Source organism: Saccharopolyspora taberi, from assembly GCF_039534165.1.
GTDB classification, from domain to species: domain Bacteria; phylum Actinomycetota; class Actinomycetes; order Mycobacteriales; family Pseudonocardiaceae; genus Saccharopolyspora_D; species Saccharopolyspora_D taberi.
Genome location: NZ_BAAAUX010000007.1, coordinates 123,965 through 138,178 on the forward strand (window position 1 = coordinate 123,965; position 14,214 = coordinate 138,178).

At 72.1% G+C, this 14,214-nt stretch carries 16 protein-coding genes; 7 read left to right on the forward strand and 9 right to left on the reverse strand.

Features of this window, described 5'->3' with window-relative positions:
• Window positions 1-163 precede the first annotated feature (163 nt).
• Together ABD691_RS07655 and ABD691_RS07660 are read right to left on the reverse strand one after the other, a co-directional pair.
• On the reverse strand, window positions 164-586 hold the full coding sequence (locus tag ABD691_RS07655; RefSeq protein WP_344678754.1) for a DUF3040 domain-containing protein: 423 nt from the start codon (window positions 584-586) through the stop codon (window positions 164-166).
• A gap of 277 nt (window positions 587-863) precedes the next feature.
• Window positions 864-1,589: a class I SAM-dependent methyltransferase gene (locus ABD691_RS07660; RefSeq protein ID WP_344678755.1), complete on the reverse strand. Its 726-nt coding sequence runs from the start codon at window positions 1,587-1,589 to the stop codon at window positions 864-866.
• Window positions 1,590-1,730: 141 nt separating this feature from the next.
• Here ABD691_RS07660 and ABD691_RS07665 point away from each other — a divergent pair, with 141 nt between their 5' ends.
• From ABD691_RS07665 to ABD691_RS07675, 3 genes are read left to right on the forward strand one after another with little or no spacing between them, the layout of a single operon-like run.
• On the forward strand, window positions 1,731-2,579 hold the full coding sequence (locus tag ABD691_RS07665; protein ID WP_344678756.1) for a ParA family protein: 849 nt from the start codon (window positions 1,731-1,733) through the stop codon (window positions 2,577-2,579).
• Window positions 2,576-3,211 carry a LysE family translocator gene (locus tag ABD691_RS07670; protein ID WP_344678757.1) on the forward strand — a complete coding sequence of 212 codons (636 nt, stop codon included), beginning with the start codon at window positions 2,576-2,578 and terminating at the stop codon, window positions 3,209-3,211. The genes ABD691_RS07665 and ABD691_RS07670 overlap by 4 nt, the downstream gene beginning before the upstream one ends.
• A gap of 7 nt (window positions 3,212-3,218) precedes the next feature.
• Entirely contained in the window at window positions 3,219-4,016 is a 798-nt protein-coding gene (locus tag ABD691_RS07675) for a DNA-formamidopyrimidine glycosylase family protein (RefSeq protein WP_344678821.1), read from the forward strand.
• Here ABD691_RS07675 and ABD691_RS07680 read toward each other — a convergent pair.
• From ABD691_RS07680 to rimO, 7 genes are all read right to left on the reverse strand, one after another.
• Complete coding sequence (locus ABD691_RS07680) at window positions 3,968-5,239, reverse strand: uracil-xanthine permease family protein (protein ID WP_344678758.1); 1,272 nt, start codon at window positions 5,237-5,239, stop codon at window positions 3,968-3,970. The genes ABD691_RS07675 and ABD691_RS07680 overlap by 49 nt on opposite strands.
• A gap of 169 nt (window positions 5,240-5,408) precedes the next feature.
• A complete protein-coding gene (pspM, locus tag ABD691_RS07685; protein WP_344678759.1) occupies window positions 5,409-6,275 on the reverse strand; it encodes a phage shock envelope stress response protein PspM in 867 nt (288 codons plus the stop codon).
• A 73-nt stretch (window positions 6,276-6,348) separates the two neighbouring features.
• Window positions 6,349-7,179, reverse strand: a complete 831-nt coding sequence (locus ABD691_RS07690) for a PspA/IM30 family protein (protein WP_344678760.1) — start codon at window positions 7,177-7,179, stop codon at window positions 6,349-6,351.
• Window positions 7,180-7,397: 218 nt separating this feature from the next.
• Window positions 7,398-7,883 (reverse strand): helix-turn-helix domain-containing protein, encoded by a 486-nt coding sequence (locus tag ABD691_RS07695; RefSeq protein ID WP_344678761.1) that lies wholly within the window; start codon window positions 7,881-7,883, stop codon window positions 7,398-7,400.
• Window positions 7,884-8,063: 180 nt separating this feature from the next.
• Window positions 8,064-8,555: a CinA family protein gene (locus tag ABD691_RS07700; RefSeq protein WP_344678762.1), complete on the reverse strand. Its 492-nt coding sequence runs from the start codon at window positions 8,553-8,555 to the stop codon at window positions 8,064-8,066.
• Window positions 8,552-9,148: a CDP-diacylglycerol--glycerol-3-phosphate 3-phosphatidyltransferase gene (pgsA, locus tag ABD691_RS07705; protein ID WP_344678763.1), complete on the reverse strand. Its 597-nt coding sequence runs from the start codon at window positions 9,146-9,148 to the stop codon at window positions 8,552-8,554. The genes ABD691_RS07700 and pgsA overlap by 4 nt, the downstream gene beginning before the upstream one ends.
• 46 nt (window positions 9,149-9,194) lie before the next feature.
• Window positions 9,195-10,607 carry a 30S ribosomal protein S12 methylthiotransferase RimO gene (gene rimO / locus ABD691_RS07710; RefSeq protein ID WP_344678764.1) on the reverse strand — a complete coding sequence of 471 codons (1,413 nt, stop codon included), beginning with the start codon at window positions 10,605-10,607 and terminating at the stop codon, window positions 9,195-9,197.
• Window positions 10,608-10,725: 118 nt separating this feature from the next.
• Here rimO and ABD691_RS07715 point away from each other — a divergent pair, with 118 nt between their 5' ends.
• From ABD691_RS07715 to ABD691_RS07730, 4 genes are all read left to right on the forward strand, one after another.
• On the forward strand, window positions 10,726-11,229 hold the full coding sequence (locus tag ABD691_RS07715) for an amino-acid N-acetyltransferase (RefSeq protein ID WP_344678765.1): 504 nt from the start codon (window positions 10,726-10,728) through the stop codon (window positions 11,227-11,229).
• 91 nt (window positions 11,230-11,320) lie between these two features.
• On the forward strand, window positions 11,321-11,839 hold the full coding sequence (locus ABD691_RS07720; RefSeq protein ID WP_344678767.1) for an amino-acid N-acetyltransferase: 519 nt from the start codon (window positions 11,321-11,323) through the stop codon (window positions 11,837-11,839).
• 110 nt (window positions 11,840-11,949) lie between these two features.
• Window positions 11,950-12,498 (forward strand): phospholipase, encoded by a 549-nt coding sequence (locus ABD691_RS07725; protein ID WP_344678768.1) that lies wholly within the window; start codon window positions 11,950-11,952, stop codon window positions 12,496-12,498.
• A 127-nt stretch (window positions 12,499-12,625) separates the two neighbouring features.
• A complete protein-coding gene (locus tag ABD691_RS07730) occupies window positions 12,626-13,840 on the forward strand; it encodes an alpha-hydroxy acid oxidase (protein WP_344678769.1) in 1,215 nt (404 codons plus the stop codon).
• Window positions 13,841-14,214: the final 374 nt, after the last annotated feature.

Sequence of the window (14,214 nt, forward strand, 5' to 3'; positions counted from 1 at the left end):
GGAGCGCGGGCGCTGCGAGCATCCGGCGGAGGGCTGGGATCAGCGGGCGCGCGACCGGGATCAGCGGGGGCGCGACTGCATCCCGCGCGGGCCCGGGAACGTCCGGCGCAGAGCAAACGATCGCCGTTCGCGAAGCGGACGGCGATCGTTGCTGAAAGCCGGATTACTGGTCGAAGCGCTTTCGGAAGCGCTCCTCCATGCGCTGGGTGAACGAGCTGCGGCCCCGTTGCTCGGGCTTGCGGCGACCACCGCCCGCGGCGGGTTTCCCGCCGCTGCCCTCGGCCTCCGCCTCGGTGTCCTCCCCGCCGCCGCGCATGGCAGACCAAACCATCAATGTCCCGCCGAACATCACGAGGAAGCCGACCACGCTCACCACGGGGATATCGGCCGGTTTGACCGGTATCACCACGCCGAGCACCAGCAGGATCAACCCCAGCGCGAACACGGCGATGCCCTGCAGGCGCCGCCGCCGGGAGGGACGGTGCAACCGTCCTCCGCGCACGGTGGAGGCGAACTTCGGATCCTCGGCATAGAGCGCGCGCTCGATCTGGTCGAGCAGTCGCTGCTCGTGCTCGGAGAGTGGCATGGCTCCTCCTCCGGCACAGTGTCTCAGTGGCGCCGGAGACCCGGAGGGAGTCTTTCCCTGCGGGCGGGGGATCCGGCGAACGCTTGGGGGCGTCACCCTTGAGGATACGGTTCCGGCGACGCGACGACTACCCGGTCCCGCGACGAGAGCGACGGGAGTTGCCGACATCATCCCGTCGGGGCAGTGCGCCCGGACCCTTCCCTCACTCGCAGCAAGCGTCCGGCGCGTCCGGCGCACCGCTGGTCCGCTCGGCGGAGCGTCAGCTGACGGACCGTGATCAGCCGGCCACCCGGCCGATGGCGTGCAGCCTGGAGGCGATCTCCCGCAGCGGCGAGCTGACGGCGGCGGCGCGCTCCAGCTCGGCCAGCGCGTCCGATCCGGACTCCAGCACCGACCCCGGCACGAGGTCGCTGAGCACGCCCTGGCCCTGGATCAGCTCCACGGTCAGCCCGGCCTCGGTCATCGACCGCTCCAGACCGGCGGAGTCGAAGCGGCGCAGCAGCGGATCGGTGGTCCCGTCGTCGAGCCTGCCGTCCGGATCCTGGAACAGCCGCAGCGCCTCGGCGACCCGTCCGGCCAGCGCCCGCCCGAGCACCGCCGCGTGCCGGTTGGCCACCAGCACCGAGACCGCCCCGCCGGGCGCGGTCGCCGCGGCCATCTCGCGCAGCGCCCCGGCGACGTCGTCGACGACCTCCAGCAGCCCGTGCCCCAGCACCAGGTCGGCGCCGCCTTCCGGGCGCACGACGTGCAGCGCGTCGGTGTCGCCCTGCAACGGCGTGATCCGGTCGGCCACCCCGGCGTCGCTGGCGCGGCGTTGCAGCGTCGCGAGCGCGTTCGGGCTCGGGTCCACCACCGTCACCGCGCATCCCGCGGACGCCAGCGGCACCGCCCACACCCCGCTGCCCCCGCCGACGTCGAGCACCCGCGGCGGCTCGCCGCCCCGGCGCAGGCGGGCCTGCGCGACTTCGGTTTCCAGCACCTGGTGGACGGCGTCGGATCTCATGGCTTGCAGCGTAATGGCCGGTCACCCGGGCCCCGCAGCTGGCGTGGGCTCGTGGATCAGCTGCCCGGCGACCTGGCCTTCGAAGAACCGCAGTCAAAGACGAGTTCGAAGGAGGGTTCCCCGGTTCCGTAGGCTACGGGCGTGCATACGGTGGCAGTGCTGAGTCTCAAGGGTGGCGTGGGCAAGACGACCGTGGTGCTCGGCCTCGCATCGGCCGCCATGCGCCGCGGCGTGCGAACCCTGGTCGTGGACCTGGATCCGCAGTGCAACGCGACCGCGTGCCTGGAGCCGGACGACACCGCCAAGGAACTCGGCGACGTCCTCGCCGACCCGACCCCGGAGGTCCTGCGCGCCGCGGTCGCGCCCAGCGCCTGGGGTGAGGAGGTCGACGTGCTGGTCGGCTCCGAGGACGGCGAGCTGCACAACGGCCACCACCCCGACGACGGGCAGCTGGCGCGGTTGACCACCGCGCTGTCCCGGCTGGACGAGCTGATCGCCGACGGCGAGCTGCCCTACCAGCTGGTGCTGCTGGACTGCCCGCCGTCGCTGGGCAGACTGACCCGGTCGGCGCTGGTCGCCGCCGACCGCGCGCTGCTGGTCACCGAACCGACGATCTTCGCGGTCTCCGGCGTCCAGCGCGCCTTCGAGGCGGTCCAGGCCGAGCGCGAGAGCAGCAACCCCCGGCTGCAACCGCTGGGCGTGGTGGTCAACCGGGTCCGGCCGCGGTCGCACGAGCACCAGTTCCGCATCGAGGAGCTGCGCGAGATCTTCGGCCCGCTGGTCATGCCGGTCGCGCTGCCGGACCGGCTGGCCGTGCAGCAGGCCCAGGGCGCCTGCATGCCGATCCACCAGTGGGGCACTCCGGGTGCGCGCGAGGTCGCGCTGGCGTTCAACCTGCTGCTGGCCCGCGCGCTGCGGGCCGGGCGCGCCGACCGCTACGCCGAACCGGAGGAGTTCGACGAGGACGAGTTCGAGGAGGCGTCGGAATGACCAGCACCCTGTTCGCGGGGTTCGTCCTCGTGGCCGCCATCGGCGTGATGACCCCCGGGCTGGACGTGATGCTGGTGCTCCGCCAGTCGCTGCTGGGCGGCAGGCGGACCGGCGTGGCCGCGGTCGTCGGGATCTCGCTGGGCTGCGTGGTGTGGGGAACGGCGAGCATCGTCGGCCTGACCGCGCTGCTGACGGCGTCCCGGCTGGCCTACGACGTGGTCCGACTCGCCGGAGCCGCGTACCTGCTCTACCTGGGCGGCACGGCGCTGTGGAAGTCCTTGCCCCGCAACCGGAAACCGGTCGACGAGCAGCAGCTCCCGGCGCGGCGGCAGAGCAGCTGGGCCGCGCTGCGCACCGGCCTGCTGACCAACCTGCTCAACCCGAAGGTCGGCGTCTTCTACATCAGCCTGCTGCCCCAGTTCCTGCCCGCCGGTCCGCAGGCGCCCGCCTGGGGCGCGCTGCTGGTGGGCGTGCACGTCTCGCTCGGCCTGCTGTGGCTGACCGGGCTCACCTGGATCGCCGGGCGCGCCAGGGCGCTGTTCCAGCGCGACCGGGTGCGGGCGTGGATGGACCGGGTCACCGCGAGCGTGCTGGTCGGCCTCGGGTTGAAGCTCGCGCTCGAAGGGCGGTGAACCGGGACTGCCGGAGGGCGACACGGTTTTCCTGACCTGCCATCGGCTGCACGACGCGCTGGCGGGCGAGGAGCTCACGCGCGGCGAACTCCGGCATCCCCGGCTCGCGACGGCGGACCTGGCCGGGCGGACGGTCCGGGAGGTGCGCCCGGCGGGCAAGCACCTGCTGCTCCGGCTGGACGACGACCGCACCCTGCACAGCCACCTGCGGATGGACGGCGCCTGGCACCTGTACGCCCCCGGCGAGCGCTGGCGGCGGCCGGGTCACCAGGCCCGCGCGATCCTGAGCACCGCGCAGCGCACCGCGGTCGGCTTCAACCTGCACGACCTCCACCTGGTGCGCACTGCCGACGAGCACCGGCTCGTCGGCCACCTCGGTCCGGACGTGCTCGGCCCGGACTGGGATCCGGCCGAAGCCGTCCGCAGGCTCACCGCCGACCCGGACCGCGAGATCGGGCTGGCCCTGCTCGACCAGACCGTTCTCGCCGGCGTGGGCAACATCTACAAGACCGAGGTGTGCTTCCTGCTCGGGCGCACGCCGTGGAGCCCGGTGTCCGAGGTCGACGCCGCCGAAGCGGTCCGGCTCTCGCACGAGCTGCTGCTCCGCAACGCCTGGCACCCCGAGCAGTCGACGACCGGCAGGCGCGGCGCGCGGCACTGGGTCTACGGCCGCCGCACCTGCCTGCGCTGCGGCGGTCCGGTCCGCCGCGGGACGCAGGGGACCGAGGAGCGCGTCGCGTACTTCTGCCCGAACTGTCAGCGCGGGGCGTCGCGGATGTCGGCGAGCCGCCGCAGGATCGGGTAGAGCAGCACGATCCCGACCGAGCCCCACACCAGGCCGGTGACCCGCAGCGCGCCGATCGACAGCGTCAGGTCGCCGACCCCGGCGATCACCGCGGTGCCCAGCACCGCCACGTTGACCGGATCGGCGAAGTCGACCCTGGCCTCAAGCCAGATCCGCACGCCGACCAGTGCGAGCATCCCGAACAGCACCAGCGTCGCGCCGCCGAGCACGCCCAGCGGGATGGTGTTGATCAGGGCGGCCAGCTTCGGGCAGAACGACAGCAGGACCGTGGCCAGCGCCGCGACCACGCACGCCGCCGTCGAGTAGACCCGGGCCGCGGCCATCACGCCGACGTTGGCGGCGTAGGTGCTCAGCGCGGAACCGCCCGCCGAGCCGGACAGCGTGGTCGCCAGCCCACCGCCGATCAACGCGTCGCCGACGCTGCCGTCGAGGTCGCGTCCGGTCAGCGCGGCGACCGCCTTGAGGTGCCCGACGTGCTCGGCGACCAGCACGATCACCAACGGCAGCAGGAACGGCATCACCGACAGGTGCAGCTGCGGCGAGATCACCTCCGGCAGCCCGAACCAGGGCGCGTCGTGCAGGGCGGTGAGCCGCTCCGGGTCGAGCTCCCGGGTGATCGCGGCGTAGGCCCAGCCCAGCAGCACGCCGAGCAGCACCGAGCTGCGGCCCCACAGGCCCCTGCCGAGGACGGTGCCCAGCACGACGGTGCCGAGGGTGATCGCGGCGGCGACCGGGTGCTTGTCGATGGACGACACCGACTGCGGGGCCAGGCTCAGCCCGAGCATCAGCACCACCGCGCCGGTGACGATCGGCGGCATCGCCGATTCCAGCAGCCGAACGCCGAGGGCCTTGACCGCGATGCCCACCATCGCCAGGACCACCCCGACGAGCACGATCCCGCCGAGCAGTGCGGCCGGTGGCGCGCCGCCGGTGGTCGCCGCGGCGCCCAGCGGCACGACGAACGCGACCGAGGCGCCGAGGTAGGAGGGCACCCGGTTGCGGGTGACGACGACGAACAGCAGGGTGCCGAGCCCGGAGAACAGCAGCGTCGTGGTGATCGGGAACCCGGTCAGCAGCGGCACCAGCGTGCAGGAGCCGAACATGGCGAGCAGGTGCTGCATGCCGAGGCCGACGGTCAGCGGCCAGCTGAGCCGTTCCCCGGAGCTGACGACGGCGTCGTTGAGCAGGTTGCGACCGTTGCCGTGCACGGTCCACAACGCCACGTCGTCCTCCCCGACCTCCCCGCCCGACCGGGGATCGCACCACCGTCCGTGGTGACAACGGGAAGATTACTATTTCGCATCACACAATCAAGACACGCTGAACTCGTTCGGGGGAAAACTCAACTACCAGCCGTTATGCCAAGCCGGTCGGCGTGTCGCTCGGACGAGGTCACGCGGGTTGGCCGGGGCCCTCCCGGCGCACCGAGCGCGGATCGGTGAGATCGGCCACCCGGCCCGGGCCGGACATCTCCCGCAGGCCCTCGGCGAGCCCGGCGAGCCGGTCGGTGGCGTCCTGGATCAGGTGCTTCTGCTCCGGCGCACCGCTGGCGGCCACCGCCCGCCCGGCCGCGGCGACCAGGCCGCCGTACCCCTCGACGCCCTCGTCCAGCTCGGCGCGCAGCCTGCGCACGTCGGCGGTCAGCGCGTCCCGGTCGGCCGCGGCGACGTGCGGCATCGCCGCCTCCACCGCCTGCAACCGGTCCGCGACCTGCCGCAACGCGACGGCCGTCTGTTCGGCGGTCGCCCGCGCGTCGGCGACCTCGCTCCCGCTGCCGGTCGACGCGAGCTGCGCGAGCGCGCCGTGCAGGCCGCGCTCGGCGTCCCGCAGGCGCTGCATCGGCTCCCGCGCCTGCGAGCCGACCGGCGGCAGCTCGACCGACGGTGGCGGCGGTTCCGGCAGCGGGGTCCGCTTGAGCCTGCGGTAGCGCACCCCGGCTCCGACCGTCGCCGCGCCGGTCGCGACCGCGAGGCCGCCGAGGCCGAAGACCGCGCCCTGCTGCGCGACCTCACCGATCGCGCCGCCTGCCGACCACATCGCGTCGAGCGCGTAGGAGCCGTACGAGCTCACCCCGAGCACCCCGGTGGTCACGGCGCCGCCGATGGTGGCGCGCCGCGCCCGGTTGCGCTGCCGGATCAGCCGGGCGCGCGGATCGCGCCACTTCGCCACCAGCCGGCGGACGCTGCTGAGACCGGGGCCGCGCAGGTGTTCCAGCGCGGCCTCGCCCAGTTCCGCGAGTTCGTTCCTGCCCCGCTTCACCGCTGCTCCCCAATGCAGGTCCGCCGGAGGGTTCCAGCTGGTTCCCGCCCGTCTGTCGGTTCCGGCCCGGCTGTCAGTTCTGGCCCGTCTGCGGGTTCTGCTGCTGCTGGCGGGTGGCCGGCTCGGCGGCGTCCTGCCCGCTGGTCACCTGCTGCTGGCCACCGGTGACCTGCTGCTGGCCACCGCCGCCCATCGACGCCCGGATCTGGGCGAGCCTGCTGGCGCCGGCGGCGTCGACCGACGCCTGCTGGACCTCCAGCATCCGGCCCTGCACGCTGTTCTGGGCGAGCTCGGCCTCGCCGAGCGCGGTGGTGTAGCGGCGTTCGATCTTGTCCCGGACCTCTTCCAGCGAAGGCGTGTTGCCCGGCGCGGCGACCTCGGTCATCTGCCGGAGCGAGGACGAGACCTGCTCCTGCATCTTGGCCTGCTCCAGCTGGCTGAGCAGCTTGGTCCGCTCGGCGATCTTCTGCTGGAGCACCTGCGCGTTGCGCTCGACGGCCTGCTTGGCCTGCTCGGCGGCGCCCAGCGACTGGTCGTGCAGGGTCTTGAGGTCCTCGACGCCCTGCTCGGCGGTCACCAGCTGGCTGGCGAGCTGGGTGGCGGTCTCCTCGTACCGCTGGGCCTTGGCCTCGTCGCCCTCGTTGCGGGCCTGGTCGGCCATCACCAGCGCCTGGCGCGCGGAGGCCTGCAGCTTCTCGACCTCGCCGAGCTGCCGGTTGAGCTTCATCTCCAGCTGGCGCTGGTTGCCGATGACCGAGGCGGCCTGCTGCGACAGCGCCTGGTGCTGCCGCTGAGCTTCCTCGATGGCCTGCTGGATCTGCACCTTCGGGTCGGCGTGCTCGTCGACCTTCGACGAGAACGACGCCATCAGGTACTTCCAAGCCTTCACGAACGGATTGGCCATCTCCTCCGCCTGCCTTCTCTCCTGCTCGGCTCCCACGAGGCACAACGAAGCCGTGTGCCCACAGGTTCCATCGTGTCAGGTCGTGGTACGCGCTTCCACCAGACCCAGGAGATCTCCGGGATTTTCCCCGAGTCGCAACCTGACCGCGACGAACCCGCGCCGCGCAGGCCGAACGGGCCCGCGATCGGTTCAGATCCGACCGCGGGCCCGGGCAGGTCTCAGGCGGCGACGACCACGCCGCCGGAGGTGCGCACCGGGGCCCCGATGCGCTGGCTGAGCACCGGCTGCAGGCGCAGGTCGCCCGCGGAGTCCTCGATGGACACCCTGGTGTCCGGCTCCTGGTGCGCCTCCGCTCCCGCGAGCTCGCCCGCCGACAGCTCGGACTCGGACAGCTGGGTGCCGATCAGGCTGGGCACCAGCCGGCCGCCGTCGATGTCGGTGGCCTGCTCCACCGTGGCCGGGGCCATCAGCGAGCCGTCCATGTCACCGGCCACCGTCACCAGGAGCTCCGGGAGCGGCAGTTCCAAGGCGTCGCAGATGGAGGCCAGCAGCTCGCTGGACGCCTCCTTGCGGCCCCGCTCCACCTCCGAGAGGTAGCCGAGGCTCACCCGGGCAGCGCGCGAGACGTCCCGCAGGGTCCGAGACTGAGCGGTCCGGGCGCGGCGCAGTCGTTCACCGACAGCTTCCCGCAACAACACGGTCATCTCGCGCCTCCCTTCTTCGTCGCCTTCCGCGTGCGCTACGCGCCATCGCTCCCTACGTTACTCATCAAGTGCCATCCACGAGAACGATCAGCGACAAGTCCGCCAAGGGCGAACGTGCCGCCCGTCGGGTGGGAAGCGCGACTTGCCGCTGCGCACGGTCGATCCGGTCCGTCGGATCACTCAACGCAGCAGTTCCAGGAACTGTTCCAACGCCACCCGAACGGCCGCAGCCCGCACCAGGTGCCGGTCGCCGCCGAGGTGCACGGACCGGACCGTGGTCCCGCTGGGCCCGGCGAAACCGAGGTGCACGGTCCCCGGCGAGATGCCGTCCTGCGGATCGGGACCCGCGACACCGGTCAGCCCGATGCCCCAGTCCGCCGCGCAGCGCCCGCGCACGCCGGTCGCCAGCATCTCGGCGACCACCGGGTGCACCGCGCCCTGCTCGTCGAGCAGGACCGGGTCGACCCCGAGCAGGCTCGCCTTGAGGTCGGTCGCGTAGACCACCATGCCGCCGCGGACCACGTCGCTCGCCCCGGGCACGTCGGTGAGCGCGGCGGACAGGATGCCCGCCGTCAGCGACTCCGCGGTCGCCACCGTCTCGCCGCGCGACCGCAGCGCGTCCAGCACGGACACCACCTGCTGCCGGGGCACCCCCAGCGCTTCGACGATCATGCGTGCCGGGCCCGCCTGCCGACCGCGCGCAGCCGCAGCGCGCGCACGACGTAGTCGATGCCGGTGATCACGGTCGCCAGGACGGCGGCGCCCATCACGATCCAGCGGGCCGGGTCCGCCCAGTCGCCCAGCGGCAGCAGGTACAGGCCGATGGCCAGCGCCTGCAGCAGCGTCTTGAGCTTGCCGCCGCGGCTGGCCGGGATCACGCCGTGCCGGATCACCCAGAACCGCAGCGCGGTCACGCCCAGCTCGCGGCCGATGATCACCAGCGTGACCCACCAGTGCAGGTCGCCGAGCAGGCTCAGCGCCACCAGCGCGGAACCGGTCAGCGCCTTGTCCGCGATCGGGTCGGCGACCTTGCCGAAGTCGGTGACCAGACCTCGCCTGCGCGCCAGGTCCCCGTCGATGCGGTCGGTGATCGAAGCCACCGCGAACACGCCGGTCGCGATCCAGCGCCACAGCACGTCGTGGCCGTCGTCCCAGAACAGCGCGACCAGGAAGACCGGGACCAGCGCCAGCCGCGACATGGTCAGCACGTTGGCGATGTTGAACAGCGGCACCACGCGCTCCTCGGCCGCGCCCTCCCGCGTCATGTCCACCCCGCCGAGCCCGGTCGGCCGCGAGAAGAACGAACCCCGGTCATGCGCCCTCCTCCTGACACGGCCGCACCACGAGGTCGACGCCTTCGCTGCCGACCACCCGGCACCGGAGCACGTCGCCCACTGCGACCTCCCCAGCATCGGTGACCAGGCATTCGCCGTCCACCTCCGGGCCCTGGTGCTCGGCGCGGCCGGCGACCTCGTCGTCGGTGCGCTCGACCAGGACGCGGACCTCGGTGCCGACGCGGTCCTCGGCGCGCTGCGCGACCAGCTCGTCGGCCAGGCCGGACACCTGGTCGACGCGGGCGGCGATGACGTCGGCGTCGAGCTTGCCGTCGAAGCCCGCGGCCTCGGTGCCGTCCTCGTCGGAGTAGCCGAAGACGCCGATCGCGTCCAGCCGGGCGCGGGTGAGGAAGTCCTGCAGCTCGGCGAAGTCCTCCTCGGTCTCGCCGGGGAAGCCGACGATGACGTTGCTGCGGATGCCCGCCTCCGGGGCGAGCTCGCGGATCTGGTCGATCAGCGCCAGGAACGACTCGGTGGAGCCGAACCGGCGCATCCGCCGCAGCACCTTCTCGCTGGAGTGCTGGAAGGACAGGTCGAAGTAGGGCGCCACGCCCGGGGTGCTCGCGATCGCCCGGACCAGGCCCGGCCTGGTCTCGGCGGGCTGGAGGTAGGACACCCGCACCCGGTCGACGCCGTCGACGCCCGCCAGCTGCGGCAGCAGCGTCTCCAGCGCGCGCGGGTCGGACCTGTCCTTGCCGTAGGAGGTGGAGTTCTCGCTGACCAGGAACAGCTCCTTGGCGCCCTGCTCGGCCAGCCACGCCGCCTCGCCGAGGACCTCCTCGGCGGACCGCGAAAGGAAGGAGCCGCGGAACGACGGGATCGCGCAGAACGAGCAGCGCCGGTCGCAGCCGGAGGCCAGCTTGAGCGCGGCCACCGGCGAGTCGTCGAGCCTGCGGCGGGCGATGCCGCGCGCGGAGGGGATCCAGCCGTGGCCGGGCACCGAGATCCCGGCCGCCGCGGCGGGCCGGGCGACCGGGGTGATCGGGAGCATCTTGCGGCGGTCCCGGGGCTGGTGCGCCTCGATGCCGCGGCCGGCGAGCACGTCGTCGAGCCGGTCGGCGAGGTCGCCGTAGTGGTCGAAGCCGAGCACGGCGTCGGCCTCGGGCAGGTGCTCGGCGAGCTCGGCGCCGTAGCGCTCGGCCATGCAGCCGACGGCGACGACCTTGGCGCCGGTGTCGGAGGCGGCCAGCAGGGTGTCGACGGAGTCCTTCTTGGCGGACTCGACGAAGCCGCAGGTGTTGACCACGACGACGTCGGCGCCGGACTCGTCGTGGACGAGGTCCCAACCGCGCTGGTGCAGGTTGCCCGCGAGCTCCTCGGAGTCGACCTCGTTGCGCGCGCAACCGAGCGTGACCATGGCGACTCGGCGAGAAGAGTGCTCGACAGACATGCGTCGAGCGTATCGCCCAGGGCTTTCCGGCCCGTGCACGAGCCTGCCTCCGGCGGAGCCGGGCGAGATCGACGTTACCCTCCCCGGTCAGCACCGTTCAGGTTAGGCTTACCTAACTATGACGTCTGTGCAGGTTCGGCCCGCGCGCATCCGAGACGTGCGCGCCATGAAGACCCTGATCGACCACTACGCGGGCAAAGTGGTGCTGGCCAAGGATCTCGTCACGCTCTACGAGGACATCCAGGAGTTCTGGGTCGCCGAGGCGGATGACGTGATCGTCGGCTGCGGAGCCCTGCACGTCCTCTGGGAGGACCTCGCCGAGATCAGGACGGTCGCGGTCAACCCGCTGAGCCACGGCCTCGGCATCGGCAACGCGCTGGTGAAGTCCCTGATCGGCACCGCGAGCGACCTCGGCCTGGCGCGGATCTTCGTGCTCACCTTCGAGACGGAGTTCTTCGGCAGGCACGGGTTCGTGCCGATCCGGGACACCCCGGTCCCGCCGGAGGTCTACGACGAGATCCGGCGCTCGCCGGACGAAGGCGTCGCGCAGTTCCTCGACCTCGCCCACGTCAAGCCGAACACGCTCGGCAACACGCGCATGCTCCTGCACCTGGACGCCTGAGCCGGCGCGTTCCGGACGCCTGAGCTGGCGCATCCCGACACATGCGGAATACCGCATGCCCACGGGAACCGGGACGGCTAACATGTCCCCCATGCATGACTATGCGCCCAAAGCGATAGTGATCCGAAAAGCCCGGATCGCGGACGTCCGGGCGATCAAGGCGCTGGTCGACAAGTACGCCGGGAAGGTGCTGCTCACCAAGCAGCTCGTCACGCTCTACGAAGACGTCCAGGAGTTCTGGGTCGCCGAGGCGGATGACGTGATCGTCGGCTGCGGAGCCCTGCACGTCCTCTGGGAGGACCTCGCCGAGATCAGGACGGTCGCGGTCGACCCGACCGTGCGCGGCAAGGGCGTGGGGCACCAGGTGGTCCGCAGGCTGATCGAGGCCGGGCGCGAGCTGGGGCTGGCGCGGATCTTCGTGCTCACCTTCGAAACGGAGTTCTTCCGCCGCCACGGCTTCGAACCGATCGACGGCACGCCGGTGACGCCCGAGGTGTACGCGGAGATGCGCCGCAGCGTCGACGAAGGCGTGGCCGAGTTCCTGGATCTGCCGTTCGTCAAGCCGAACACGCTCGGCAACACCCGGATGCTGCTGGAGCTGCACGGCTGAGCACCGAACCGTAATCGTCCTTTCACGTGGAGATCGCGCGAGCGCATCCCGGACACCGGCCGCGACCGATATAACACGGTGAGTCATTCGCCTGATCCGAGGAGATCACCGTGAAGAACTCACCCGGGCGACGCTTCGCCGCCGCGGCGGCGGCCTCGGGAGCCCTGCTGCTGACCGCGGGCACCGCCCACGCCGACGACGACCTGCGGCAGATCACCGACCGGTACCTGTTCGAGATCTCGCTGCCGGAGTTCGTGGACGTGCGCGCGGAGAAGCCGTACCCGGACCAGCTCGACTGGTCGTCGGACAGCTGCTCGTGGTCGCCGGACGAGCCGCTGGGCTACGACTTCTCCTCCAGCTGCGACCGCCACGACTTCGGCTACCGCAACTACAAGCGGCAGGACCGCTTCAGCGAGGACAACCGGCTGCGGATCGACGACAACTTCAAGGCGGACATGTACTCGGGCTGCGGCGACGACGCGGCCTGCAAGGGTGCGGCCAACGTCTACTACTTGGCGGTCCGCCAGTTCGGCGGGTCGAGCGCGTCCACCGCCGACGCGCTCCAGCAGGCGGACGTCAAGCCGACGTACGGCGCGCGCGGCGAGGTCGTGTCGTACTCGGCGCGGACCGCGGCCGGCGAGGTCGTCGAGGTCCGCTGAGGCGTCCCGGGGCGCGGTCGAGGCGGTCGCGTGGTCGGGTCGGCCGCGCAGAGCGTCGCGGCCTCGGTTCAGCCACGCGGAGATCGGTAACGTGCCTCTCGCACGCGCGAGAAAGGAACGGTTCCCGATGGTACGGCGACAACTGCCCCGCTGGTCCGAACTCCGACCGCTGCTGCGGATCGAGCCGCCGAAGCTCGACCTCACCGAGCGCAGGCTGGCCCGCGCGCACTCCATCGGCGACCTCCGGTCGATAGCCCGGCGCCGCACGCCCCGCGCGGTCTTCGACTACACCGACGGCGCGGCCGAGGGCGAGACCAGCCTGCTCCGCGCGCGACGGGCGTTCCGCAACGTGGAGTTCCACCCCTCCGTGCTCCGAGATGTGTCCGATGTGGACACGACTACGACGATCCTGGGCCGGCCGTCGGCGTTGCCGTTCTCACTGGCCCCCACCGGGTTCACGCGGATGATGAACCACGAGGGCGAACCCGCGGTGGCCCGCGTGGCCGAGAAGGCCGGAATCCCGTACGCACTGTCCACAATGGGCACGACGTCCCTGGAGGACACCGCGGCAGCGGCCCCGGACGCGCGCAAGTGGTTCCAGCTCTACGTCTGGCGCGACCGCGCGGCGAGCCGCGACCTGGTGCAGCGCGCGAAGGAAGCGGGCTACGAGTCGCTGATCCTCACGGTCGACACCCCGGTCGCGGGTGCCCGCCTGCGGGACCTGCGCAACGGGCTGACGATTCCGCCGGCGCTGACGCTGAAGACGATCGCGGACGGTGCGATGCACCCGGCGTGGTGGTTCAACCTGCTGACGACGGAGCCGCTGTCGTTCGCCACCTTCAGCCGGTGGGAGGGCACGGTCGCGGAACTGATCAACGAGATGTTCGACCCGACGCTGAACTTCGGCGACGTGGAGTGGCTGCGCGAGGCCTGGGACGGCCCGCTGGTGATCAAGGGCATCCAGAACGCGGCCGACGCGGGCCGGGTGGTCGAACTCGGCGCGGACGCGGTGATCCTGTCCAACCACGGCGGCCGGCAGCTGGACCGAGCGCCGACGATGCTGGAACTGCTGCCCGCCGCCCGCGAAGCGGTCGGCGACCGCGCGGAGATCCTGCTCGACACGGGAATCCTCAGCGGAGCCGACATCGTCGCGGCACTGGCGCTGGGCGCGGATTCCTGCCTGGTGGGCCGGGCGTACCTGTACGGGCTGATGGCCGGAGGCCAGCGCGGCGTCCAGCGCGCGGTGGACATCCTGCGGACCGAGATCGTGCGGACCATGCAGCTGCTCGGCGTCCGCTCGGTCGGTGAGCTCGACAGCTCGCACGCCGCCCTCCGCCGCTGAGGCGTCGGCACCTTTCAGCGCGAGCCGCTACTCGGCGGCTCGCGCTGCGCGTCCGCCCGACGCCCACACCGAACCGGCGGCCGACACGCGCACGCGTGTCGCGGCCCCGGCGCTCATACCACCCCGACACGCCGCCGCGCGTCGGGCAGCCCCGCCAACAACCGACACACCGGCGCGTGTCGGGCAGCCCCGCCGGTCCCCGACACGCCAGCGCATGTCCGACTCGATCAACAACCGACACGCTCGCACGCGTCCGGCTTCATCTCCCCGACACGCCCGGGCGTGTCGGGCACCAGCCACGTCCGACACGCCGATACGTGTCGGATGGGATCAGGATTGGATCAGGATCGGTTCAACACCCCGACACACCGACG

What these genes read in the sequence shown, in the direction of transcription:
- ABD691_RS07655 (WP_344678754.1), bottom strand. Translation starts at nt 586, where the DNA reads ATGCCACTCTCCGAGCACGAGCAGCGACTGCTCGACCAGATCGAGCGC.
- ABD691_RS07660 (WP_344678755.1), bottom strand. Translation starts at nt 1,589, where the DNA reads ATGAGATCCGACGCCGTCCACCAGGTGCTGGAAACCGAAGTCGCGCAG.
- ABD691_RS07670 (WP_344678757.1), top strand. Translation starts at nt 2,576, where the DNA reads ATGACCAGCACCCTGTTCGCGGGGTTCGTCCTCGTGGCCGCCATCGGC.
- ABD691_RS07690 (WP_344678760.1), bottom strand. Translation starts at nt 7,179, where the DNA reads ATGGCCAATCCGTTCGTGAAGGCTTGGAAGTACCTGATGGCGTCGTTC.
- ABD691_RS07695 (WP_344678761.1), bottom strand. Translation starts at nt 7,883, where the DNA reads ATGACCGTGTTGTTGCGGGAAGCTGTCGGTGAACGACTGCGCCGCGCC.
- ABD691_RS07700 (WP_344678762.1), bottom strand. Translation starts at nt 8,555, where the DNA reads ATGATCGTCGAAGCGCTGGGGGTGCCCCGGCAGCAGGTGGTGTCCGTG.
- pgsA (WP_344678763.1), bottom strand. Translation starts at nt 9,148, where the DNA reads ATGACGCGGGAGGGCGCGGCCGAGGAGCGCGTGGTGCCGCTGTTCAAC.
- rimO (WP_344678764.1), bottom strand. Translation starts at nt 10,607, where the DNA reads ATGTCTGTCGAGCACTCTTCTCGCCGAGTCGCCATGGTCACGCTCGGT.
- ABD691_RS07715 (WP_344678765.1), top strand. Translation starts at nt 10,726, where the DNA reads ATGACGTCTGTGCAGGTTCGGCCCGCGCGCATCCGAGACGTGCGCGCC.
- ABD691_RS07720 (WP_344678767.1), top strand. Translation starts at nt 11,321, where the DNA reads ATGCATGACTATGCGCCCAAAGCGATAGTGATCCGAAAAGCCCGGATC.
- ABD691_RS07730 (WP_344678769.1), top strand. Translation starts at nt 12,626, where the DNA reads ATGGTACGGCGACAACTGCCCCGCTGGTCCGAACTCCGACCGCTGCTG.